This window comes from Actinomadura spongiicola, assembly GCF_003432485.1.
GTDB lineage: Bacteria > Actinomycetota > Actinomycetes > Streptosporangiales > Streptosporangiaceae > Spirillospora > Spirillospora spongiicola.
In genome coordinates this window covers 717,440-738,024 of the sequence record NZ_QVNQ01000001.1, presented here as the reverse complement: position 1 = coordinate 738,024, position 20,585 = coordinate 717,440, and the positions used below count along the sequence as shown (strand labels likewise).

17 protein-coding genes and 1 riboswitch are annotated in these 20,585 nt (G+C 70.3%); of the genes, 5 read left to right on the top strand and 12 right to left on the bottom strand.

What is annotated here, in order from left to right:
• Nucleotides 1-62: 62 nt before the first annotated feature.
• Nucleotides 63-1,424 (bottom strand): M20/M25/M40 family metallo-hydrolase, encoded by a 1,362-nt coding sequence (locus D0T12_RS03485; RefSeq protein WP_117397758.1) that lies wholly within the window; start codon nt 1,422-1,424, stop codon nt 63-65.
• A 960-nt stretch (nt 1,425-2,384) separates the two neighbouring features.
• Nucleotides 2,385-2,529: riboswitch (cyclic di-AMP (ydaO/yuaA leader) on the top strand.
• A 5-nt stretch (nt 2,530-2,534) separates the two neighbouring features.
• Between D0T12_RS03485 and D0T12_RS03480 the strand changes: the two genes are divergently transcribed.
• On the top strand, nt 2,535-3,257 hold the full coding sequence (locus tag D0T12_RS03480) for an NlpC/P60 family protein (protein ID WP_117397757.1): 723 nt from the start codon (nt 2,535-2,537) through the stop codon (nt 3,255-3,257).
• Nucleotides 3,258-3,524: 267 nt separating this feature from the next.
• Here the strand turns inward: D0T12_RS03480 and D0T12_RS03475 are convergent, their stop codons facing one another.
• On the bottom strand, nt 3,525-4,187 hold the full coding sequence (locus D0T12_RS03475; protein WP_199487261.1) for a DUF4360 domain-containing protein: 663 nt from the start codon (nt 4,185-4,187) through the stop codon (nt 3,525-3,527).
• A gap of 488 nt (nt 4,188-4,675) precedes the next feature.
• On the opposite strand from D0T12_RS03475, the gene D0T12_RS03470 reads away from it, so the two are divergent.
• Both D0T12_RS03470 and D0T12_RS03465 read left to right on the top strand, forming a co-directional pair.
• Complete coding sequence (locus D0T12_RS03470; RefSeq protein WP_117397756.1) at nt 4,676-5,410, top strand: multicopper oxidase domain-containing protein; 735 nt, start codon at nt 4,676-4,678, stop codon at nt 5,408-5,410.
• 56 nt (nt 5,411-5,466) lie between these two features.
• Nucleotides 5,467-5,901 carry a Fur family transcriptional regulator gene (locus D0T12_RS03465; RefSeq protein ID WP_117397755.1) on the top strand — a complete coding sequence of 145 codons (435 nt, stop codon included), beginning with the start codon at nt 5,467-5,469 and terminating at the stop codon, nt 5,899-5,901.
• 41 nt (nt 5,902-5,942) lie between these two features.
• On the opposite strand, the gene katG is transcribed toward D0T12_RS03465, so the two are convergent.
• The 7 genes from katG to D0T12_RS03435 all read right to left on the bottom strand — a co-directional run bounded on the left by katG (nt 5,943) and on the right by D0T12_RS03435 (nt 15,649).
• Entirely contained in the window at nt 5,943-8,171 is a 2,229-nt protein-coding gene (gene katG, locus D0T12_RS03460) for a catalase/peroxidase HPI (RefSeq protein ID WP_117397754.1), read from the bottom strand.
• A gap of 31 nt (nt 8,172-8,202) precedes the next feature.
• Nucleotides 8,203-8,607: a Fur family transcriptional regulator gene (locus D0T12_RS03455; RefSeq protein WP_117398030.1), complete on the bottom strand. Its 405-nt coding sequence runs from the start codon at nt 8,605-8,607 to the stop codon at nt 8,203-8,205.
• A gap of 82 nt (nt 8,608-8,689) precedes the next feature.
• Nucleotides 8,690-9,529, bottom strand: a complete 840-nt coding sequence (locus tag D0T12_RS03450) for a glutamate ABC transporter substrate-binding protein (RefSeq protein ID WP_233525829.1) — start codon at nt 9,527-9,529, stop codon at nt 8,690-8,692.
• Nucleotides 9,530-9,554: 25 nt separating this feature from the next.
• Entirely contained in the window at nt 9,555-11,000 is a 1,446-nt protein-coding gene (locus tag D0T12_RS36345) for a hypothetical protein (protein WP_233525828.1), read from the bottom strand.
• Nucleotides 10,997-12,343 carry a vWA domain-containing protein gene (locus D0T12_RS03445; RefSeq protein WP_117397752.1) on the bottom strand — a complete coding sequence of 449 codons (1,347 nt, stop codon included), beginning with the start codon at nt 12,341-12,343 and terminating at the stop codon, nt 10,997-10,999. Before D0T12_RS03445 ends, D0T12_RS36345 begins: the two co-directional genes overlap by 4 nt.
• Before the next feature lie 41 nt (nt 12,344-12,384).
• Entirely contained in the window at nt 12,385-14,568 is a 2,184-nt protein-coding gene (locus D0T12_RS03440) for a serine/threonine protein kinase (protein ID WP_117397751.1), read from the bottom strand.
• Complete coding sequence (locus tag D0T12_RS03435) at nt 14,561-15,649, bottom strand: hypothetical protein (protein ID WP_117397750.1); 1,089 nt, start codon at nt 15,647-15,649, stop codon at nt 14,561-14,563. The genes D0T12_RS03440 and D0T12_RS03435 overlap by 8 nt, the downstream gene beginning before the upstream one ends.
• Before the next feature lie 133 nt (nt 15,650-15,782).
• Between D0T12_RS03435 and D0T12_RS03430 the strand changes: the two genes are divergently transcribed.
• A complete protein-coding gene (locus D0T12_RS03430) occupies nt 15,783-16,427 on the top strand; it encodes a DUF6962 family protein (protein WP_117397749.1) in 645 nt (214 codons plus the stop codon).
• 181 nt (nt 16,428-16,608) lie between these two features.
• Here the strand turns inward: D0T12_RS03430 and D0T12_RS03425 are convergent, their stop codons facing one another.
• Complete coding sequence (locus D0T12_RS03425) at nt 16,609-17,382, bottom strand: class I SAM-dependent methyltransferase (protein ID WP_199487260.1); 774 nt, start codon at nt 17,380-17,382, stop codon at nt 16,609-16,611.
• Nucleotides 17,383-17,532: 150 nt separating this feature from the next.
• Here D0T12_RS03425 and D0T12_RS03420 point away from each other — a divergent pair, with 150 nt between their 5' ends.
• Nucleotides 17,533-18,903, top strand: a complete 1,371-nt coding sequence (locus D0T12_RS03420) for a hypothetical protein (protein WP_117397748.1) — start codon at nt 17,533-17,535, stop codon at nt 18,901-18,903.
• 66 nt (nt 18,904-18,969) lie between these two features.
• On the opposite strand, the gene D0T12_RS03415 is transcribed toward D0T12_RS03420, so the two are convergent.
• Entirely contained in the window at nt 18,970-19,758 is a 789-nt protein-coding gene (locus D0T12_RS03415; protein WP_233525827.1) for a chitinase, read from the bottom strand.
• A gap of 104 nt (nt 19,759-19,862) precedes the next feature.
• Nucleotides 19,863-20,378 carry a lytic polysaccharide monooxygenase auxiliary activity family 9 protein gene (locus D0T12_RS03410; RefSeq protein WP_117397747.1) on the bottom strand — a complete coding sequence of 172 codons (516 nt, stop codon included), beginning with the start codon at nt 20,376-20,378 and terminating at the stop codon, nt 19,863-19,865.
• Nucleotides 20,379-20,585 lie beyond the last annotated feature (207 nt).

The following is a 20,585-nucleotide window of genomic DNA, read 5'->3' as shown; positions in this document are numbered from 1 at the left end:
GCGGGAACGGCGTCCACGGGTGGCGGGTCCTCCGACCGGCCTCCCGTGGGCGCCGTCCTTCGCTACTTACGGAGTGCCACGTCGTACGCGGCGCAGCCGATCAGTTCGAGGGACACCTGGAGCCGCTCCAGGCTGATGTTCTGGACGATCCTGTCCTCGGGGGTGTGGTAGAACGGTTCGAGCTGGCTGGGCGCCTCGTTGCCGCGCCAGCTGAAGTTCCCGGCCGCGACGCCGCGCTCGTGGAAGGACTCGTGGTCGCTGGAACCCCGGGCGGTGGGGCCCTGAACCTGGTCGACATAGCCGAGCCGGGTCGCGGCGGCCTTCACCGCAGCCGTGGTGGTGTTGTCGGCGCCGTCCACCGACAGCAGCCAGTACGTCTCCGCGGGCGGGTGGCTGGTGGCGACCATGTCGTTCTGGAAGCAGCCGGTGATCTTCTTCAGGCCCGCCTCGTCGAGCTGCTTCACGTAGTACTTGGAGCCGATCAGGCCGTACTCTTCCGATCCCCACAGACAGATGCGGATGTTCTGCCTGGTGTGCAGTCTTTGCAGGACGCGGGCCAGCTCCAGACAGAGCACGGTTCCGCTGCCGTCGTCGTTGGCGCCGGGCGAGCCGGGCACGCTGTCGTAGTGGGCGCTGATGATGACGGTCTTGGCGTCGGGGTTCCGCAGGGACGACTTCCGCTCGGCCAGAACGTTGTAGGAGGTCAGCTCCGCGTAATGGGTGACCTCGAAGGACAGTCGCTTGGCGCCCGCGCGGATCCGTTCGCCGTGGTATCCGGCGAGGCCCAGCACGGGGATCGTGACGTTCTCCGTCAGGGTCGGGGTGAACGTGGCGGGCTTGCGCTCGGGGTAGGCGACCGAGCGTCCGTTGATGAGCAGCGCCGCCTTGGCACCCGCGGCCTGGGCGGCCTTGGCCTGGTCGGTCTCCTTGCCGACGATGCGGTCGAACACGACCAGCTTGCCGCGTGCGCCGTCCGGGACCTTGACGACCTCGCCGACGTCCAGCACGTCGCCCTTGACGGTGCCGGTGGCGCCCTGCGGTGAGGCGCTGCACTGCCAGAGCCGCTCGCCCTTGGCGCGGATCTCCGCCAGGTACTTGTCGGCGACCGGGAAGGGCTGGAGCTCGACGTCGTAGCCGTAGCGGCGAAGCTGCCCGGCGATGTACTTGGCGGCGCGGTGTTCGGACTCGGTCCCGGAGATGCGCCAGCCGATCTCGTCGCTGAGCACCTTCAGATGCCGCAGCGCCCGGCGGGCGTCGACCCGGCAGACGACGGCCTTGTCACCCGTGCTGAGGGTGGGCGGCCGCAGTGCGCCGGGACGCTGCCGGGTCGTGGCGGCGGCACTACCGGGTAGCAGCGCGACGGTCGCGAACCCGGTGAAGGCCGCGACCCCGGCCAGCAGGTCACGGCGGTTGACCTCGGTCATTGACGTCTCCTCGGGGAGATAGGGGTGCCGTCCCCCGGTCATCGGCATGGATCTCGGGGCCGTGCACGGAAGGCGGCACCGCGAGGAACTGGTCCCCCGTTTCCCGGTGAATCTACGAAAACACCACAACTCGGACAAGAATGGCCAGATGCTCCGCAACAGAAACGTGATCAAGATCGTTGCTTTTTGATCAGTGACGGCCGGGGCGTCAACACATCCCCCCGCCCCTTTCCCCGGTCCGCGACGATCATGCGCCATCCCTTGATGGGCGACGCTCTCTCTACTGGTTCCCCAGCTCAGACCCTTGGAACGCTCCTTTTTCAAGGCGCGATCTCGCGGCGGAATGATCAAGGTCGGTCAGCGGGCGGTTCACCTCACCGGCCACCGTCCACCCTCATGCCGATTGAATGTTCTAGCGCTTTCGACGGGACGAGCATCGATCATGTGAGCGCGTTCCCGGTCCGAACGCCGGCGGGGTGGTCGACGCGAACGTCCACCGGGAGGTCGACGGGGACGAGGCGGACACGCGCCCTCGGCTCGGGCGGGCCGCTCGCCGTCACCGCGACCGCCCCCGCCCGGCGCTGTGGCGCTGACCTGGGGCGTTGATGATTTTGTCGGGGTTTGCCATCCATTGGCGTTCGGAGTAGCTTGTCGCCCACCAAGGCGCTCGCCAGGCGCTTTGCCCCGCAGTGTCCGTTGGACACGATCGCCCCACCGGCACCGTCGGGTGGGGTGGCGGCGCGCCCCACGCGCCGTCTCAGGCGTCCTGCCGTCCGGATCTCCTCCGAGACCCGGCCGTCCGCCCGGCCATGCGCACGCGACGAGGCGTGCGGGCGCTGAGCGAAGCCAGGACGCGTTCACCGCGCACGACCCCGGGACGGGGCGTGCCCACAACATCCGCGCCGCTCTTTCGCACACGGGACACAGGGTTCCGTGACGGGCCGCCGTGCCCAGAGGATCGCAGCGGCAACGCCGAGTCCGCCATCACGCGCGGAGCCGGGGACCCATACCTCGCACCGGGGTGAATCGGCCTGCCCCCAGGCCGTAGGGCGACTTCCACGCCCGAACCCGTCAGCTAACCCGGTAGGCGCCTGGAAGCAAGGAGACTCCTTGAACGGCAAGCACATCAAGAACCGTCTTTCCCGCAACCCCCGCGCGGCCGCCATCGGCGCCTTCGTCGGCCTCGCCCTGTGCGGCACGGTCACGGGCGGCGTGGTCCTGGCCGACTCCGGCTCCCCTTCGGAATCCCGCTCCACCGTCCGCTCCGGCGACGCCGCCGCGGCCGCGGAACTCCTTCCCCCCGCCAAGAAGGACAGGTCGTCGGAGGGACGGGCGGCCGACAGCCGCGAGCGCTCCGACCGGCCCTCCCGGAAGACCCGGAAGCCCGCCGAGGCGCCCACCGAGAAGCGGTCCGACGAGCAGGACGCCCGCGACAAGGTGATCGAGCGGGCCAAGACCTGGAACCCGGGCACCGACGACCGGGTGCGCTACAGCCAGACCAGGACCTACAAGGGCTACCGCACCGACTGCTCCGGCTACGTGGCGATGGCGCTGGGGCTGTCCGGACCGGGCCCGAACACGGTCGGGTTCACGTCGTCGAGGCTCACCGAACGCATCAAGATGTCTGAGCTGAAGAAGGGTGACCTCGTCATGGACGCGCAGGGCACCAACACCACCCGGCACGTCGTCATCTTCGAGAAGTGGGCCAACAAGGCCCACACCGCCTACTGGGCCTACGAGCAGCGCGGCCGGTACGGCACCGACTACCGCACGCGCGACTACGGCCTGTCCTCGGGCAGCGAGTACAAGGCGTACCGCCCGAAGAACCTCTGACGAGCCGACGCGCCGAGCCCCCGCGCCGAGCCCCCTACCGGGCCAATGCACGGGCCACAGGCTGGGCCGCGAACTGAGCGACGCCCGGCCGGGGATGTCCCCGGCCGGGCGTTCCCATGTGCATGTCCGAAATCACCTGCGCTACGTGAGCGGGTGACGACCAATTCGGCCTAAACGCGTTCATGGGCGTCGTTCTCACGACGCCCATGAACACTCGACCTCATTGTTCGAGCACGTGCTGCATTGTGCTCTGGAACGGAGGTCCGACTAGCAACGTTTCCAGGTCAGGTGGTAGACCGCGTTGGCGTTTGAGGCCTCCATCGCGATGAAACTGGCCTTGTCGCTGTCGCCCTTGGTGACCCGCAGCTGCGAGTTGATGTTCAGGTTGCGTTCCTTGTCACACGGCGCGTACTCGCGCTTGGCGGGGTCGGTCCGGTCACGGAACCGCCAGGCGCCGTGGTACGGGCCGTCCAGCTCGTGGCTGACCGTCTGCCCGCCGGAGCTGCCCTGGAAGTAGTAGAGCGTGCTCTGCAGGGCGGTGGCCCCGGGCTCCACGTGCGCGAAGCCGCGGGACACGACGCCGATGACCGCGTACGTGTAGCCCTTCGGGGCGTCGACGTGCACGTTGATCTGGCAGTTCTTCCGGAACTCGGTGGGCGGCGCGTCCCCACCGGCCCAGGCCACGTACTTCTGGTACGTGACAGTGAACGCGGCGTTGTCGTTCGTGGGGGTCACCTTCGTGGTGCCGGCGGGGCAGCCTGAACCGTTGATGGTCTCCACTTTGAGGTTGACGTCCCGCGGCGGCGGCGCCGCGTCGGGCACCGGCTCGAACTCGGGAGCTTCGTCGGAGGCGGCGACAGAGCCGGCCCTAACCGTGTCGGCGCCGTTGGTGCCGACGTAGGCAACCGTCGCCACGGTGGGCACGAGCACGGCCGCACCCAGCGCGATTCCCAGTCGTTTGGCGTTCATCATGGATCGGGTCTCTCAGGGGGTTGTGGGGCCCCGGCGCCTTTGTCATGGCCCGTGTCTCGTCGGCCGTTCCGGCGGATTTACGGAGACAATGGCGGGGTCGGGGCCGAATGACGATCCTCTCGGTCCGGAGAATCTGCGGAGAGGCTATTCCCGACTCCGCTGAGTCGTCAACACCCTGGTATTGCCCCTTATTCACAATTAACTCTGGTTTTGAATCGCTCTTTAAGGACGCAACCGACTTGATTTCGGTCAGGCGATCTGTGTGGTAGCGGACAGGCCGGGGTTGACCTGGCCGGATCCGGTCCGGAACCTCTTGACCGCCCGGGTCGTCGAACAGTCAACACGCCGCGCAGCGCGTCCACCCCGCACACCCCGCACATGTCCACGGCCGCCGTGATCGGACGGGCGGTCTCCGACACAACGGGAGTTTCAGGGGGAATTCGCAGATGCCCGTGACCAGGGTGTACAACGTCGTGGCGCGGCACGTGCCGATCGTCTACGACGCGTACGGGGACCACGACCGCAACGGAATGATCTTCACGCTGGCCGAGCACGAGACGGCCCTGAACGAAGTCGAAAGCACCTTCCCACGACCGTTCCCCGACCCGGTGAAGCAGCCGGAACTGTTACCCGAGCCACACCCGCTGGTCCGCCCGCTCGTCCTGCGCGCCCGCGTCGGTGAACGGCTCGTCATCCGCTTCCGCAACAGGCTGCGGCAGCGGGCCGGAATCCATGCCCAGGGCGTCGGATATCGGGTGAAGGCCGCCGACGGGGGCGCGGTCGGCCAGAACCCGGACTCGGCCGTCCGGCCGGGCGGCGCCGTCACCTACGAGTGGGACGCCACCGAGGAGGGCGTGTTCTTCCTCGGCGACCTCGCCGATCTCCGCGGCGGCGAGGACGGTTCGCAGGCGCACGGCCTGTTCGGCGCGCTGATCGTCGAACCCGAGGGCGCCACCTGGACCGATCCGGTCACCGGCGAACCGCTGCTGGACGGTCTCCACGCCGACGTGCACGTCCCGGGACAGCCCAGCTTTCGCGAGTACACGCTGTTCATGCAGGACGAGTCGCCCAACGACAACCCCGTCCTTCCACCGCACCCGCGCTACGAGTGCGACCGGCCCCGGCCCCACACGCACTCCCCGGCCGCGACCGGCGAAGGTGATCTTCCGCGCGCCGCGTAGACTTGTGCCAGTCGCTGTGTTAGGCCGTTCGCGTCTGTGAGGGTAGGTACGGTGCCATGACCGCGTCCGAGACCCCGACGACCGCCGAGGAACTGCGGGGGGTCGGCCTGCGGGTGACGGCGGCGCGTGTCGCGCTGCTGGAGACCGTCCGGGACGGCGACCACCTCGGGGTCGAGGCGCTGGCGTCCGGGGTGCGCGACCGTGTCGGGCACATCTCCCTCCAGGCCGTGTACGAGGCCCTGCACGCGCTCACGGCGGCGGGGCTCGTGCGCCGCATCGAACTCGCCGGGAGTCCCGCCCGGTTCGAGGGACGCGTCGGCGACAACCACCACCACCTGGTGTGCCGGAACTGCGGGGCGGTCAAGGACGTCGACTGCGTCGTGGGCCATCCGCCCTGCCTCGACCCCGTGGACGAGGCCGGATACCTGATCGACGAGGCGGAGGTCACCTTCTGGGGCCTGTGCCCGGAGTGCCGCCCGGCGTCCACCTGATCCGGTGAACCCCGGACGGCACCCCCGAACCACGCCGGAGATCAGGAGAGGTCGAACCGGTCCAGGTTCATGACCTTGTCCCATGCGGCGACGAAGTCCGCGACGAACTTCGCGTGCCCGTCGTCGCTGGCGTACACCTCGGCGAGCGCGCGCAGTTCGGCGTGCGAGCCGAAGACCAGGTCGACGCGGCTGCCCGTCCACTTGACCGTGCCGTCGGCGGCGCGGCCCTCGAAGGACTCGGCGTCCTCCGACGTCGGCTCCCACGTGGTGTCCAGGTCGAGCAGGTTCACGAAGAAGTCGTTGGTCAGCGTCCCGGGGGTGTCGGTGAAGACACCGAGCCGCGTCCCCTTGTGGTTGGCGCCGAGGACCCGCAGACCGCCGACGAGGGCCGTCATCTCGGGCGGGCTCAGCGTGAGCAGGTTCGCCCGGTCGAGCAGCAGGTACTCGGCGGGCAGCGGGTTGCCCTTCCCGAGGTAGTTGCGGAACCCGTCCGCGGTCGGCTCCATCGCCTCGAACGACTCGACGTCGGTCTGCTCCTGCGTCGCGTCGGTGCGTCCCGGCGTGAAGGGCACCTCGATCGTGTGCCCCGCTGCTCGGGCGGCCCGCTCGATGGCGGCGCATCCGCCGAGGACGATCAGGTCGGCGAGGGAGACCCGCTTGCCGCCGGTCTGCTCGGCGTTGAACGCCTCCTGGACGCCCTCCAGCGCGCGCAGCACCGTCGCCAGTTCGTCGGGGTCGTTGACCTCCCAGCTGCTCTGCGGCTGGAGCCGGATCCGCGCGCCGTTGGCGCCGCCGCGCTTGTCCCCGCCGCGGAACGTCGACGCCGACGCCCACGCCGTGGCGACGAGCTGGGACACCGACGGCCCGGACGCGAGGATGCGTTCCTTGAGGTCGGCGATGTCGGCCGGCCCGACGAGCTCGTGGTCCACCTCCGGGACGGGGTCCTGCCAGATCAGCGTCTCGGCCGGGACCTCCGGGCCGAGGTAGCGCACCTTCGGGCCCATGTCGCGGTGCGTCAGTTTGAACCAGGCGCGGGCGAAGGCGTCCGCGAACTCGTCCGGGTTCTCCAGGAAGCGGCGCGAGATCGGCTCGTAGATCGGGTCGAACCGGAGCGACAGGTCGGTCGTCAGCATGGTCGGGTGGGTCCGCTTGGACGGGTCGTGCGCGTCCGGAACGGTGTCCGCGCCCGCACCGTCCTTCGGCCGCCACTGGTGCGCGCCCGCGGGGCTCTTGAACAGCTCCCACTCGTAGCGGAACAGCGTCTCGAAGAAGGTGTTGTCCCACGTCGTCGGGGTGGGCGTCCAGATGCCCTCCAGGCCGCTGGTGATCGCGTCCGGGCCCACACCGGTGCCGTGGGAGCTCTTCCAGCCGAGACCCTGCTGCTCCAGCGGGGCGGCCTCGGGCTCGGGGCCGACCCTGTCGGCGGGGCCCGCGCCGTGCGTCTTGCCGAAGGTGTGACCACCGGCGATCAGCGCGACGGTCTCCTCGTCGTTCATCGCCATGCGGCGGAACGTCTCGCGGATGTCGCGGGCCGCGGCGATCGGGTCCGGGTTGCCGTTCGGGCCCTCCGGGTTGACGTAGATGAGGCCCATCTGGACGGCGCCGAGCGGACGTTCGAGGTCACGGTCGCCGGAGTAGCGTTCGTCGCCGAGCCAGGTGGTCTCCGGGCCCCAGTAGACGTCCTCGTCGGCCTGCCAGGCGTCCTCGCGACCACCGGCGAAGCCGAACGTCCTGAAGCCCATCGACTCCAGGGCGACGTTGCCGGTGAGGATCAGCAGGTCGGCCCAGGAGATCTTCTGGCCGTACTTCTTCTTCACGGGCCACAGCAGGCGGCGGGCCTTGTCGAGGCTCGCGTTGTCGGGCCAGCTGTTGAGGGGCGCGAAGCGCTGCTGGCCGGACCCGGCGCCGCCCCGGCCGTCATGGACGCGGTACGTGCCCGCGCTGTGCCACGCCATCCGGATCATGAACGGGCCGTAGTGGCCGAAGTCGGCGGGCCAGAAGTCCTTCGAGTCCGTCAGGACCTCGGCGATGTCCCGCTTCACGGCGGCGAGGTCGAGGGACTCGAACTCCTTGGCGTAGTCGAAGTCCTCCCCGAGCGGGTTCGCCACCGCGGGGTGCTTGGCGAGGATCTTCAGGTCGAGCCGGTTCGGCCACCAGCCCCGGTTGCCGCCGCCCTGCGTGGGATGCGGGGCGCGCGTGTGCGCGACCGGGCATCCGCCCGCGCTCTCGGCGTTCGTGTCGTATACGGGGTGTTCCTTGCTCTCTGACATGTCGGTTCCTCCCAGGGCTGCGCGGGGTGGATCAGGAGTTCTCATTTGTGGAGCAGCCGGGGCACAGGCCCCAGTAGACGACCTCGGCCTCGTCGATCGTGAAGCCGCGGTCGTCGGACGCGGTCAGACAGGGGGCCTCACCCACGGCGCAGTCGGCGTCGGCGATGGACCCGCACGACCGGCATACGACGTGGTGATGGTTGTCCCCCACGCGCGACTCGTAACGCGCCACGAAACCCGCCGGCTGGATCTTCCGGACCAGGCCCGCCGCCGTCAGCGTGCGCAACGAGTCGTACACGGCCTGGTGGGAGACCTTCGGAAGATCCTCGCGTACCGCTCCGATGATGGACTCGGTGTCGGCGTGCGGATGCGCGCGCACCGCTTCGAGCACCGCGAGTCGCGGACGGGTCACCCGGAGGGCGGCCCCGCGGAGCATCTGCCGGAAGTCGGCGGCCGTGGACACGTCGCCCAGGCTGTCTCATTTTCTGGAACGAGTCAAGATAAGGAACGACTCTTGCTCAGGCGCAGCCCTCGAACTGTGGGACGGTCGTGGCGACGGCGAAGTCCACCGCCCCGAACCAGGTGGTGAGCAGCGTCTCGGCGACCCCGTTCTGGTACATCTCGGTCAGATACCTGTTGACGGCCAGGCAGCCCTTCAGATCGCCCTTCTTCAGGCCGACCCCGTACTTCTCGTTGGTGAACGGCGCGTTGACCATCGTGGTGCCGGAGCCCTCCGCGATGGAGAAGCCCGCGAGGATCAGGTCATCGGTGGAGACCGCGTCCAGGCTGCCCTTCCGGAGGCCGGTGACGCACTCGCTGTAGGACTCCGCCCACACCTGCTTCGCGGCCACCCCGCGCTCCACCCTCACCCGCTGCCACGACTCCGATCCCCTCACCCGGCAGAGCCGCCTGCCCTTCAGATCGCTCACGTTCCTGATCGACGTGTCACCGGTGCGGACGAGGATGTCCTGGTGCGCCACGTAGTAGGGGCCGCCGAAGGTGACCCGCTCCTTGCGCCGCGGGGTGATCGAGTAGGTGGCCAGCACCAGGTCGACGTCGCCGCGCTTGAGGGCCTCGTCCCGGGTGTCGGAGGTGACCGCGACGAACCTGATGTGCTTCGCGTCGAACCCGAGACGGCCCGCGAGGTAGGTGGCGACGTCGATGTCGAAGCCCTCGTACGTCCCGTCCGGTTTCCGCAGGCCCACGCGCGGCTGGTCGGTCTTCACCCCGATCGTCAGCCGGTCCTTGTCGAGGATCGACGCCGTGGCCGCGTCGCCGGTGGCCCGGTACGCGACCAGGCCCGCGCCGGCGACGAGGACGGCCGCGATCACGACCACGGCGTGGCGGAGTCCGCGCACGGTCTGCTCCCTTCCTGGTGTCTTGTCAGCGGTACTCGGCGAGCCGGGGCCACACGCCGGCCACGACCAGCGCGGCGATGGCCAGGCCCGACACGGGCAGCAGCCACGGCCACGGCCGCAGCGCCCGCTCCCCGCTCCGTACCGTGTGGTCCACGACGAGCTGGCGGCGGTCGACGAGCGCGCCGAGCCCCGCGTCGTGCTCCCGGAAAGTGGGGTGCGGCAGGTAACGCCACCGCGGGTCCATGTGCGCCTCGGCCGCGGTCTGCCGATCGCCGCCCCTGGCGAGGGTGCGGACATGCCGGTCGTGCTCCTGGTAGTCGCGGAACCGCGCCACCAACGAGTCGACGGACTCACGTCGCCCGCGCGCCGCGGCCTCCGCCGCGGCCACGCCGTAGAGCCCCTTGAAGGTCACCTGCTGCCCGTCGGCTCCGTAGCGGCCGACCCGGTCGTTCAACATGGTGTAGTAGGACTCCAGGTTGGTGGCCTGGCGGATGTAGAGGATCGTCTGCGACTTCTCGAAGTAGGTCTGGTCGTACCGGTCGGCGTCGGCGGGGTCGAGGAGGGCGCGGGTGCGGTCGGCGTCGAGGCTCTTGCCGATCGCCCGCGTCCGCGACAGCCGCAGGACCGGGTCGAACCCGTCGTCCTTGGCCATGCGCAGGTAGTCCGCCTCGGTCGCCAGCAGGGACGCGGCCGACACGGTGACGACGGTCGTCACGAGGGCGGCGCCGACCAGGAACAGGCTGATGATCCGCCGGAAGCGCCTGGCGATGTAGACCTGAAGGAGACCCAGCGTCACCAGCACGGTCAGTCCGAGCGCCAGCACCCAGGCCCGGCCCGACCGCACGTTGGACAGCGGGTCGCCGTAGGACTCCTCCACGGCCGCCGCGCCGTCCAGCATGAGGTTGTTGGCCTTCGGCAACAGGTCCTCGGTCATGATCCTGGTCGCCGCCCGGTACTCCTTCACCGCGGCCGGCGGGAGGCCGCCGAAGGTGTGCGGCGTCTCGGCGCTCCGCTCCATCGCCGCCTGCACGCGCTGGTCGTACTGGGACAGCCCGTCCAGCACGGACTGGACGGTCCGCAGCCCCACCGGGTCGTCCTGGGCGAGCCGCGCGGCCTGGAGCACGGCGCGCTGGGCGTCCTCGCGGCGGATGTCGTAGAAGTAGCGCGGCAGGCTCCGGGTGCACGCCTCCTCGACCTGCTCGGTGTCGCAGAGCCAGCCCTCCTCCCCGCCGGTCAGGAGCACGTTGGTCACCTGGGCGTCCATGTCGCTGAGCGCTAGGTAGACGTCGTTGGTGGCCACGACCATCGGGCCCTCGTTGTGGCCGATGGCGCGCAGGGCGGCCCGCGCGTCCCACACGGCGGCGCCGGTGACGGAGAACAGCGCCACCACGGCCAGCAGGACCAGGGCCGTAACCCCCTGGACGCGTCGCGGGACGGTACGGAACCGGAGCAGTCGCCGGAGCACGCTCACTCCGCATCCCCGCCTTCACCGTCGGTGGCCGGTGGCCGATGGGCCGACTCGCTCGACTCGGTGTCGAGGGCGATGATGTCGGCGGGGTCGACGTCCTCCCGCGGCCGGACCTCGCCGGTCTTCGGGGCGACGACCTCGTCGAGGCGTTTGGACGTCCCCGTGGCGCCGGTCCGCTCGGCCAGTTCACGCGCCCGGGTGAGTTCGCGTCCGGCGACCTCGTCATCGCCCCTGCGGAACGCGTCCACTCCCTGGCTGAGGGAGTCGGCGAGTTCGTCCTGCCTGGAGTAGTGCTCGACGGACGGGTGTTGGCCGGTGGAGCGGGCCTTGTCGTCCGTCCATTCGGCGAGGATCAGGCCCTCGGCCAGGGACTCGTCCGCCGCGCCACCGGAGCCAGGCAGCACCAGCGACACCCGCGCGGCCTGCATCCGCTGGTACGGCTTGCCGACGGGCACCGTGACGCACAGGTGGTAGTCGCGGTTCTCCGTGCCCCAGATGCCGGTCGGGTAGTCGCCCGTCGCGGGGCCTCCGCCGTCACCGGCGCCGTCCATGATCGGACCTCTCTCGACGCGCTTGCCGGTGAGGTCGCGCCGCACGGGATACACCTGTTTAAGGAACCGCAGCGACACCTTGTCGGGCGTCCAGACCCGCAGCGCCACATCGGCGACCGCCTTCCCCATGGCCCGTCCGATCATCTCCTTGAAGTCGGTCGTGAGGTCACGCGGATCGGCCACCAGCCCGAAGCCGCCCAGCAACCGCGTCGCCACCTGCCGCAGCTCGGCGGGCTCCCAGTCGGCGCCGACGCCCCGGCAGTCGCAGACGAAACGTCCGGCGCAGCGGGCCAGAGCGGCGTCGAGCTCCTCCCTGGTCTCGTGCTCGTTGCGGCCGTCGGTCAGCAGGACGGCGTGCCGGATCCCGTGCCGGGAGTCGTCGAACAGGGCGTTCGCCAGCGTCAACCACCGGCCGATGCGGGTGCCGCCCGCGGCCGTCAGGCCCGAGATCGCCTCCTTGGCGGCGGCCTTTCCGCGTTCGGACGCGCGGGCCAGCAGCTCGTCGCGGGGATACACCATCGTGGCCTCCCGGGACCCGGCGACGACGGCGAAGTCGACGTCCTCGCGCAGCGCCTCCACCGCCGCCTTGGCGGCCTGCCGGGCGGCCTCCAGCCGTTCGCCCGCCATGGACGCCGAGGTGTCGACGATGATGACCTCCGCCGCCGAGGTGGACCGCGCCGTGACCGCCGGATCGCTGCGGGCCTCGACCCGCACGATCGCGTGGACCTGGGTGCCGTCCACCGCGAGATACGGGTTCTGGTGGATCTGGACGGCGAAGTCGGGGCGGTCGCTCATCGGTCACCTTCCTGGGGGGTCGTGGTGTCCTGGAACCGGGGTCAGGGGCCGAGTAACGTCCTCGGCCGCACGGCGTTGGCCTTGTCCACCAGCGCGTGCCTCGCGTCGTCGTCCTCGGCGGCCTTGGCGAGCGCGCGATAGTTCTGTTCGAGTTCCCGCCGCAGCGCGTTCCGGGTCAGGGGCGCGCCGATCAGCAGCGTGTCCGGATGCTCCTCTCCTCGGGCCTCCGCCCAGGCCAGCGCGGCCTCCAGCAGTTCGACGACGAGCCTGCGGCGCCGCTCGCCGTCGACCCGCGCGTGGTCGAGCCGTTTCGCGGCGTCCCGCAGGTCCTCCAGACGCAGTTGGCGGGAGGGACGGCCGCGGAGCGTCGCCGCCATCGCCGCCAGCTGCGCGGCACCGTAGTGGCTGGACAGCGACGGCACGCCATCGAGAGCGTCGACCGCGCCGCCGCGGTCGGCCATGGCCAGCCGGACGCGCGCCAGCCCGAACGCCGCGCTGAGATAGCCGCGGTCGGTCCGCCAGACGCTCTCGTACCGGCGGGCCGCCTCCGGCAGGTCACCCGAGCCCTCGCAGCAGAACGCCAGCGCCAGCTTCGGCGCCGCCTCGCCGGGCATCCGGTCGTAGAGCTCGTCGAACAGGGCCTCCGCCGCGGCGTACTCGCCCGCGACCAGGGCGCTGACCCCCGCGTACCAACGGATCCGCCAGTCGCCGTCCGGGTCGTGGCGCTCGTCCCCGCCGGGCTCGGTCGGCCGGGGCTGCGGGGGCGGCTCGATGAGTTCGGCGAGCAACCCGTCGGCCTCGGACCGGCGGCCGAGGTCCAGGTGGGCCTGGACCAGGACGAGCTTCTCCTCCGTCCGCAGGCCGGAGGCTCGTTCGCCCGCCCGTCCGGTCAGCGCCTCGACGATCTCCTCGGGCTCCAGCGCCGCCAACTCCACCAGCTCGGGATTCGGGTCCAGCTCGTCGATCGCCGGGATCGGCAGCGCCGCCGCGGCCTCGGCCGGGCCGAGCGTGCCGAGCGCGGGCCCGGTGCGCGGGGACGTGACGATCTCGGTTCCGGCGGCGATCCGTTCCCGGCCGAACAACCGGGACGGCACCGGCCACGGATCGGCGTTGCGGGGAACCGACATGACCTCCCGCAGGACGCCGAAGAGCTGCTCCGCCATCTCCGCCGCGCCGCCGAACCTCCGCGCCGGATCCGGGTGGGTGGCGCGGCGTAACAACCGGTCGTAGGAGTCGAACCGCTTCAGCACCGGCACCTCGTCACGGGCGGGCAGGGTGTGCTCGAACTCGCCCGTGTAGTCGAAGTCGAAGCTGAGCACCGCCATGGTTCGGCCCACGGTATAGAGGTCGGAGCCGATCGACGGGTTGTGCGCGGGCAGTTCCGGCGCCCCGAAACCCTGCGTGCCGTAGATCGGCGCGTTCGGGCGCCGTCCGTCCATCCGCCAGGCGGCGCCCAGGTCGATGAGCGTGATCCGCTGCTCGCACTGCATGACGTTGGCGGGCTTGAGGTCGCAGTAGAGGATGCGACGGGCGTGCAGGTAGTTCAGCGCCCACAACATCTCGATCCCGTAGGCGATGACATGGTCGAGGGGGAGCACGGCCTCCGAGCCCTCGTCACGGCGGCGGTCGTCCAGCAACTCCTGTAACGAGCGCCCGCCGACGTACTCCATGACGATGTAGCGCTGCGCGCCCTCCGCCCCGGCCGGATGCCGGACGAAGTTGTGGATCTTGACGATGTTGGGGTGGCTCACCGAGGCGAGCGCCGCCCGTTCCGACTCGGGCACGTCGGCCGCGTCCGCGCGGGTGTCGAGCAGGCCCTTCAGGACCACCCAGTGACCGACGTTGTTGTCGTGCGCGATGTAGATGCGCCCCTGCCCGCCGTGGGCCAGGCAGCCCTGCACCTCGTACTGGCCGCCGACCATCTCGCCGGGGCGGAGCGGCGGGACGGACTCGTCCCCGGCCGTCACCGGCAGGGTGGCCCGCTCGGGGTCGCGGTACGGAACGGGCGGCACCCCGGCCATCTCCAGCAGACCGTAGGGCGTGAGCCGCCTGGACGGGGCGTGCACGCCGCGCCCCGGGCCGGGCGCCGACGGCCCGGGCCAGGGCATCGTGGGCGGCGCCCCCGGAACCCGCGGCGGCGGAGCCATCCCGCAGTAGTCGCAGAACCCGGACCGGACGGCCCCCTTGCCACAGTGCGGGCACACGTCGACGCGGCGGCTATCCATCCTGGATCTCCTGGATATAGCGCAGCACCGCCGACTCGGCCGCGTCGAGATCGCACGGAGCGGTCCACAGCAGTTCGTGGGCCGACCGGTACAGGCCGTCGAGCCGCGCGTCCTCGGCGCGTCCCAGGTTCCGCGCCATGACCTGAAGCGATCCCAGGCGGCCACGGAGTTCCTCGCGCACGTCCAGGGGCCCCTGGACGTCGGCGAGCGCGGCCCCGGCCTGCTCCAGCGCGGTGGCGGCGGCCCGCTCCAGCTCCGCCGCGCCCGCGAGGAGCCTGGCCCACCGGTGACGTTCCCGGGGTTCGTCGATCTCGGTGAGGCGGTCACGAAGTTCCCCAAGTCCCACGTCGGGCACTTCGGGCACCGGAGACGAGACCTTCTGGACGGTCGCGTCCCGGACGTCCTTGGCCTTGCGGAGCGTCGTGTCGACGGACGCGAGCGCCGCCCGGACCCGGCCCAACGCGTCCTGGTACCTGCGGCCCGCCTCGTCCTGCTCGGAGAACGTGCAGATCCACGCCTCGACGTGCGGGTCCTTCACGGTGACGCGCACCTTGCGGTCGGCGGACGAGTCGAACACGCGACGCGACCGGATGACGTCCTGGTGGAACTGGTCCGACGCGATGAACGCCAGGTCACCGGACGCGTCGTGCAGTGTCCGTTTCAGGACGGGGGCGTCCAGCAGGCGGAACGCCTCGTTCAGCGCCGTGCCGACGACCCCCCTGGGATCGTGGTGGACGTATCCGGCGTGCAGCGCGACGCGGAGCCGGACACGGGTCGCGGGGCTCGCGGCCTGGTTGTAGCGGGCCAGTTCGCTGGCCAGGTGGAACGGCAGCGGCTCGACCAGCCGGGACTGCGGCCCCTCGGTCGGGACGAGGAAGAACGCCCCGTCGCCGCGGTCTTCGTGGTAGCGGTCGTTCGCGTCGATCCCGGCCCAGGTGAAGGCCCGTTCCAGCACGTCGTACAGGCCCCTGCGCATGTCCGCGCGCTGCGCGTCGTTGCGTCCCGGACGGCAGAAACTCTCGATGTCGACGCAAATGATCGCCCGGTGGACCCTCTTGTGCGAGTGCGAGGCAGAGCTCATGGACGAAACTCCATGGCGCGGGCGTCGGGTCGGCGGACGCCCCGCCCTCGGGGTGCGTCCTGACGAGGTCACCGCACATGGTATACACGCGGTGGCCACGTAGAGTGTGTACTTTGGCCGGTACGGTGCAGGTATGCTCGCCGAACCCGCCCCGGCCCTGAGCGATCTCCTGCTCGGCGCGACCGTGGTGGCGCTGGCCGTCCGGCTCCACCGCGTCCCGGCGGTCCATCGGCACTGGCGGGCGTCGTTCTGGTGGGCGGGGATCGCGGCCCTGGCCGGATTCGTCCACCACGGCTTCGTGAAGTACGCCGACCGGTGGGACGGGCCGAGCTGGGCGATCATCAGCGGCATGGTCGTCGTCGCGGTCTCCTACCTGCTGGCGGCCACCGTCGCCGAGGTACTCGGTCCCCGGCACCACCGAACGTTCTGGCTCCTCCGCTCCCTCGGCCTCCTCGCCTACGCCGGCCTCGCGGTCACCGGCCACGCCGGCGTCACGGCACTTCTGGCCTGCGAAAGCCTGACGATGGTCAGCATCCTGGCCCTGTGGGGGTGGGCCGCCCGGCGCCGCCATCCGCTGGCCGGACCGGTGATCATCGCCTTGGCCGCCAGCGGCGCCGCGGCCGGGACCAAGGCGCTCGACCCGGCCGTCACCGGCCACATCGGCCTCGACCCGACCTCCGTCTACCACCTCGCCCAGATCGCGGGCATGGTCCTGCTGTACCTGGCCATCAACACCCCACGCCACCCAAACCCAGAACCCCACCCCGCCCCCGGCTGACCCCGGCCCGAAGCTTCAGCGCAAGGCGACGGCCGGTACCACCGCACTCGGCCCAGCCGTCACCGGCCATCTCAGACTCGACTCGACCTCCGTCTAGCACCTCGCCCAAATCGTGGGGCGTAGTGCTGCTGTACCTGGCGGTCGGCGCGTCACAGCGCCCTGCGCCGCCCCCGTTCGGGCTTCAGCGGAGGGCGGCTACGAGGGCGTCGCTGTGCGAGCACCAGACCTGGCGGGCCTCCGCGAAGCCCTGTTCCCGCAGGGCGTCCACGTGCCAGCGGGTGGTGGTCGGCCGGTCGGCGGGGTGCCCGCCCTTCGGGCCGCGCGGGTCGCCGAGGAGTTCGAACCGGCGGCGGACGGGTTCGGCGAGAACGGGGTCGTCGGCGACCTTCGTCCACCAATCCGCCCAGCCCAGCACGCCCGCGGCCTGCTCGCGTTCCTGGCGGGCGGTGTGGAACGCCTCCGCGGCCGCGTTGAGGCGGGGCGTGGACTCGTCGGTCATGTGGTCGGCGTTCAGGAAGACGCCGCCGTCCCTCAGCACGCCCCGGATGCGGCCGTACAGCTCGCGGAGCGGCTCGGTGTCCAGCCAGTGCAGGGCGGTGGCCGTGACGACGGCGTCGTACGGACGGTGCGGCAGCGCGTCCGTCCAGGACGGGTCGGTCAGGTCGGCGGTGACCAGCTCCACCCGGTCGTCGCCGGCGAAATGGCCGCGGGCGATGGTGAGCAGCGCCGGGTCGATGTCGACGCCGGTGGATCGGGCGCCGGGCAGGCGCTTCAGCAGCCGGTCGGTGATGCTGCCCGTCCCGCACGCGAGGTCGAGGACGTTCGGTTCCGGTCCGGTGAGCGCCTCGACCGTGTCGAGCATGACGCGGAAGCGCTCCTCGCGGTCGGGGATGTACCACTCCTGCATGCGGTCCCAGTGGTCCTGCCATGCCTGCCAGGTGGCCGTTTCCGTCACGGTTGCTCCTCCACGAACGTCACACTCGGCGCAAATACCGCGCAATTGCAACTATATTGCAAGAACTCGTCCAAGCTTCGGCAAGCCCCCCGCGCAGCGCCACCGCCCCCGAGGCCCACCGCCCGTACGGTCCCGACGGGAGGGGGACTCGTGCTGAACAGAACGTGGAAGACCACCCTGGTGACGTGCGCGACGGTCGTCGCCGCCACTGCCGTACCGGCCGCGTCCGGCGCGGCCTCGGAGCGCTGGGTCCTGCTGGACCACGAGGGTTTCGACCGCCCGCTGAAGGTCGACGCCGCCCCGTGGCGCCTCGACCCGCAGGGGCGCGACAGCCCGTGGCACGTCGACCCGTTCGACGACGACGGCGAGGCCTGGACGAAGATCAGCGGGCCGCTGTTCGCGCGGCAGCTCGATACCCTCAACATCTTCCGCAAGCGCGTCAGATTCGGTCATGACGGCTGGCTGACCGCCGAGATCGCCGCCGTCGACAAGAACCGCGACGGGCGTCCCGACTCCCGGCCCGGCCTGTCGACCGCGTCCCTGCCCGGCGGCCAGAAGGCCGCGCGGATCTCCGAGCCGAGCTGGGACGCCGGGGTCCTCATCCGGCCCACGCGCCCGCTCCCGCCGCGCTACCGCGTGGAGATGACGTTGCGCGGCATCGACTTCGGCGGCAAGCGCGGCGGCACCTTCCATTACGACGGCAAGCACAACGGCTACGCCCCCGGGGCCTGCAAGACCCGGTATCCATGGACGTTCCAGGGCGCGCTGCCCGGCAAGTCGCGCTGCGAGTATCCCGACGTGACGCGGGAGAACGGGTTCTACTACCTGACGATCCTCGACTACGCGACTCCCGCCCCGCACGGCAATCCCGGCATCCACTACCGGCGCAAGGTCATCATGGACGGCTACTACGCCGACGACGCCCGCTGGACGAACGCCGGAACCTGCAACCCGAGGACCCGCCAGATCTACCGGACGTTCGACGGCACCTTCAACGGGATCAACGCGCTGTTCGTCCGCGGCGACAAGTTCCGCGAGAAGTCCAACAATAACATCAGCAACGAGTACTACATCAAAACGGCCTGCGGAAACGTCTCCATGGACAAGCCGTACGGGCCGGGCGGCAAGTTCCAGCAGCATCTCACCAGCGCCGAGATACGCCCGGAACTGCTGCCGAGGTCCTCCTACCGCTTCGCCATAGAACGCGACCGCACCGGCTACACACTCGAAATGAGCGGCCCGTTCCTGCACACCGGGCAGACGACGCTGCGCGTCCACCACGATTTCGTTGAGGACGGCCGTCCGATCTGGCACTACAACCAGACTCCGGGCGAGTACGACGGCCGGTTCGACCGCCGACTCAAGCACATCGGGCCCGCCGGGACGTACACGACCGAACACACCTGGCCCAAGGGCTCGGCCTACCCCGACTCCTTCATCATCGGCGACCCGCACCTGAACTACTACGAGGGCTCCGCGTACGTCGACGACATCCGCCTGTACGTCCCGCGAAACGACTAGGAAGCGCGATCGGCACGCACATGGGGGGTGGCCATGTGCGTGCCGATCGACCACGTCACGCCTCCGTCAGCAGGTCAGATTGCCGCCGGTGGGGACGCCGAGAATCTCGGTGAACTTCTTGTAGTTGTTCACCCGGCTCTGTACCTGGCCGGGGTTTCCGCCCTTGCATTCCAGGGCGCCGTTGATGCTGCGGATCGTCTCGCCGAATCCGCGGCCGTTGACCATCGCGTCGTGCGGGGTCATGGTGCCCGGGCCGTTCTGCGTCATCCAGTACCAGAGGGCGCTCTTCCACGACACCGCCGCGTCCCGTTCCACGAGCCACGGATTGTTCAGCAGATCGATGCCGAGGGCGTCGCCCGCCGCCTTGTAGTTGAAGTTCCAGCTCAACTGGATGGGCCCGCGGCCGTAGTAGGCGGCCTGCCCGGCGGGGCACCCATAGGGTTGGCTCCGGTCGCAGTAATGCGGATAGTTGTTCTGGTTCTGCTCCACGATGTGGACGAGCCCGCCGGTCTCATGGCTGACGTTGGCCAGGAACGCGGCCGCCTCCTGCTTCTTGACCGTGTCGGTGCCGGTGTTGGCGAACGCGGGGAAGGACGCCATGGCCGCGGTCAGGCCGGAGTACGTGTAGAAGGAATTGCGGCTCGGGAACATCTGGTCGAACTGCGCCTCGGTCACCACGAAGGCGCGGGTCTCGCGCGGGCCGGGCGGTCCACCGCAGTCACCGCCGTGCACGGCGGCGGAGTTCTCCGCCGTCACGCATTCGGTGGACGCGGCCGCCGCCGACGACGGCAGGATGGCCGACAGCGCCCCCGCCGCGATCAGCGCGGCGCCGAGCAGCGTCAGGTTGCGTTGCACCTCATCACTTCCTTGGGAGCATTCGTGCGGTGCGGCCCACCGCACGGTGCGGGACGAGCCGGCCATCCACCGATTCCCGGAGCCGTCGACGACTCCGGGGGAGGTCACCGCACGTTCACGTCGAGGCAGGCGTAGAAGGCGTTGCCCGTGTCGGCGATGTTCCAGACGGCCAGCACCGTCTGCCGGCCGCTGAAGCCGGCGAGGCTGACCGGGTGGCTGATGGTCGAGGGCGGCTGCTGGTTGTTGCCGCTGACGCTCGCGATCTTCCGGCCGCCGATGAAGTACTCGTAGTTCGTCGTGCGGTGCCGGGCGGTGAACGTCCAGGTGACGTTCATGCTCTGACCGACGTCGGTGACCTTCCAGCCCTTGCTGTTGTCGTCGAGGTCGCGGAAGCGGCTGCCGCCACTACAGGTGCGGCCTCCCTTCGGGGCCTCGACGCTCTGCGGCTCGTACTTGACTGCTCCGCACTGGACGAGTCCCTTGGCGCACTGCGCCTGACGGCTCATCGGCGCCGAGATGTAGCCGTGAGCGAAAGCGGAGGTCGCCGGAATGACGGCGACGACGGGAGCGATTCCCACGCCCGCCGCCACGGCGGCGAGCTTACGGCTTGCGTTCTTCATGCGGGGGGTCCTTGTGTTGTGGGGTGGTCGTTTGTCGAGCCTGGCGGCTTCGGGCCGGGGAGATTACCGCACGTGTCCGGCGGTGCGGCCCGTCATGGGCAGATGGAGGTGAGCGGGGCATGCGAACTCCATCTGATAGGAAACTTTCCTATCGGGTAGCTGAACGTTAACGCTCTGTCCGATTGCGGGCAAGAGTTAGGCCGCAAT

Bases quoted from the DNA above. Each gene is read 5' to 3' on its own strand.
- D0T12_RS03470 (WP_117397756.1), top strand. From the start codon at position 4,676: ATGCCCGTGACCAGGGTGTACAACGTCGTGGCGCGGCACGTGCCGATC.
- D0T12_RS03485 (WP_117397758.1), bottom strand. From the start codon at position 1,424: ATGACCGAGGTCAACCGCCGTGACCTGCTGGCCGGGGTCGCGGCCTTC.
- D0T12_RS03440 (WP_117397751.1), bottom strand. From the start codon at position 14,568: ATGGATAGCCGCCGCGTCGACGTGTGCCCGCACTGTGGCAAGGGGGCC.
- D0T12_RS03455 (WP_117398030.1), bottom strand. From the start codon at position 8,607: ATGCTCCGCGGGGCCGCCCTCCGGGTGACCCGTCCGCGACTCGCGGTG.
- D0T12_RS03465 (WP_117397755.1), top strand. From the start codon at position 5,467: ATGACCGCGTCCGAGACCCCGACGACCGCCGAGGAACTGCGGGGGGTC.
- D0T12_RS03430 (WP_117397749.1), top strand. From the start codon at position 15,783: ATGCTCGCCGAACCCGCCCCGGCCCTGAGCGATCTCCTGCTCGGCGCG.
- D0T12_RS03435 (WP_117397750.1), bottom strand. From the start codon at position 15,649: ATGAGCTCTGCCTCGCACTCGCACAAGAGGGTCCACCGGGCGATCATT.
- D0T12_RS03410 (WP_117397747.1), bottom strand. From the start codon at position 20,378: ATGAAGAACGCAAGCCGTAAGCTCGCCGCCGTGGCGGCGGGCGTGGGA.
- D0T12_RS03445 (WP_117397752.1), bottom strand. From the start codon at position 12,343: ATGAGCGACCGCCCCGACTTCGCCGTCCAGATCCACCAGAACCCGTAT.
- katG (WP_117397754.1), bottom strand. From the start codon at position 8,171: ATGTCAGAGAGCAAGGAACACCCCGTATACGACACGAACGCCGAGAGC.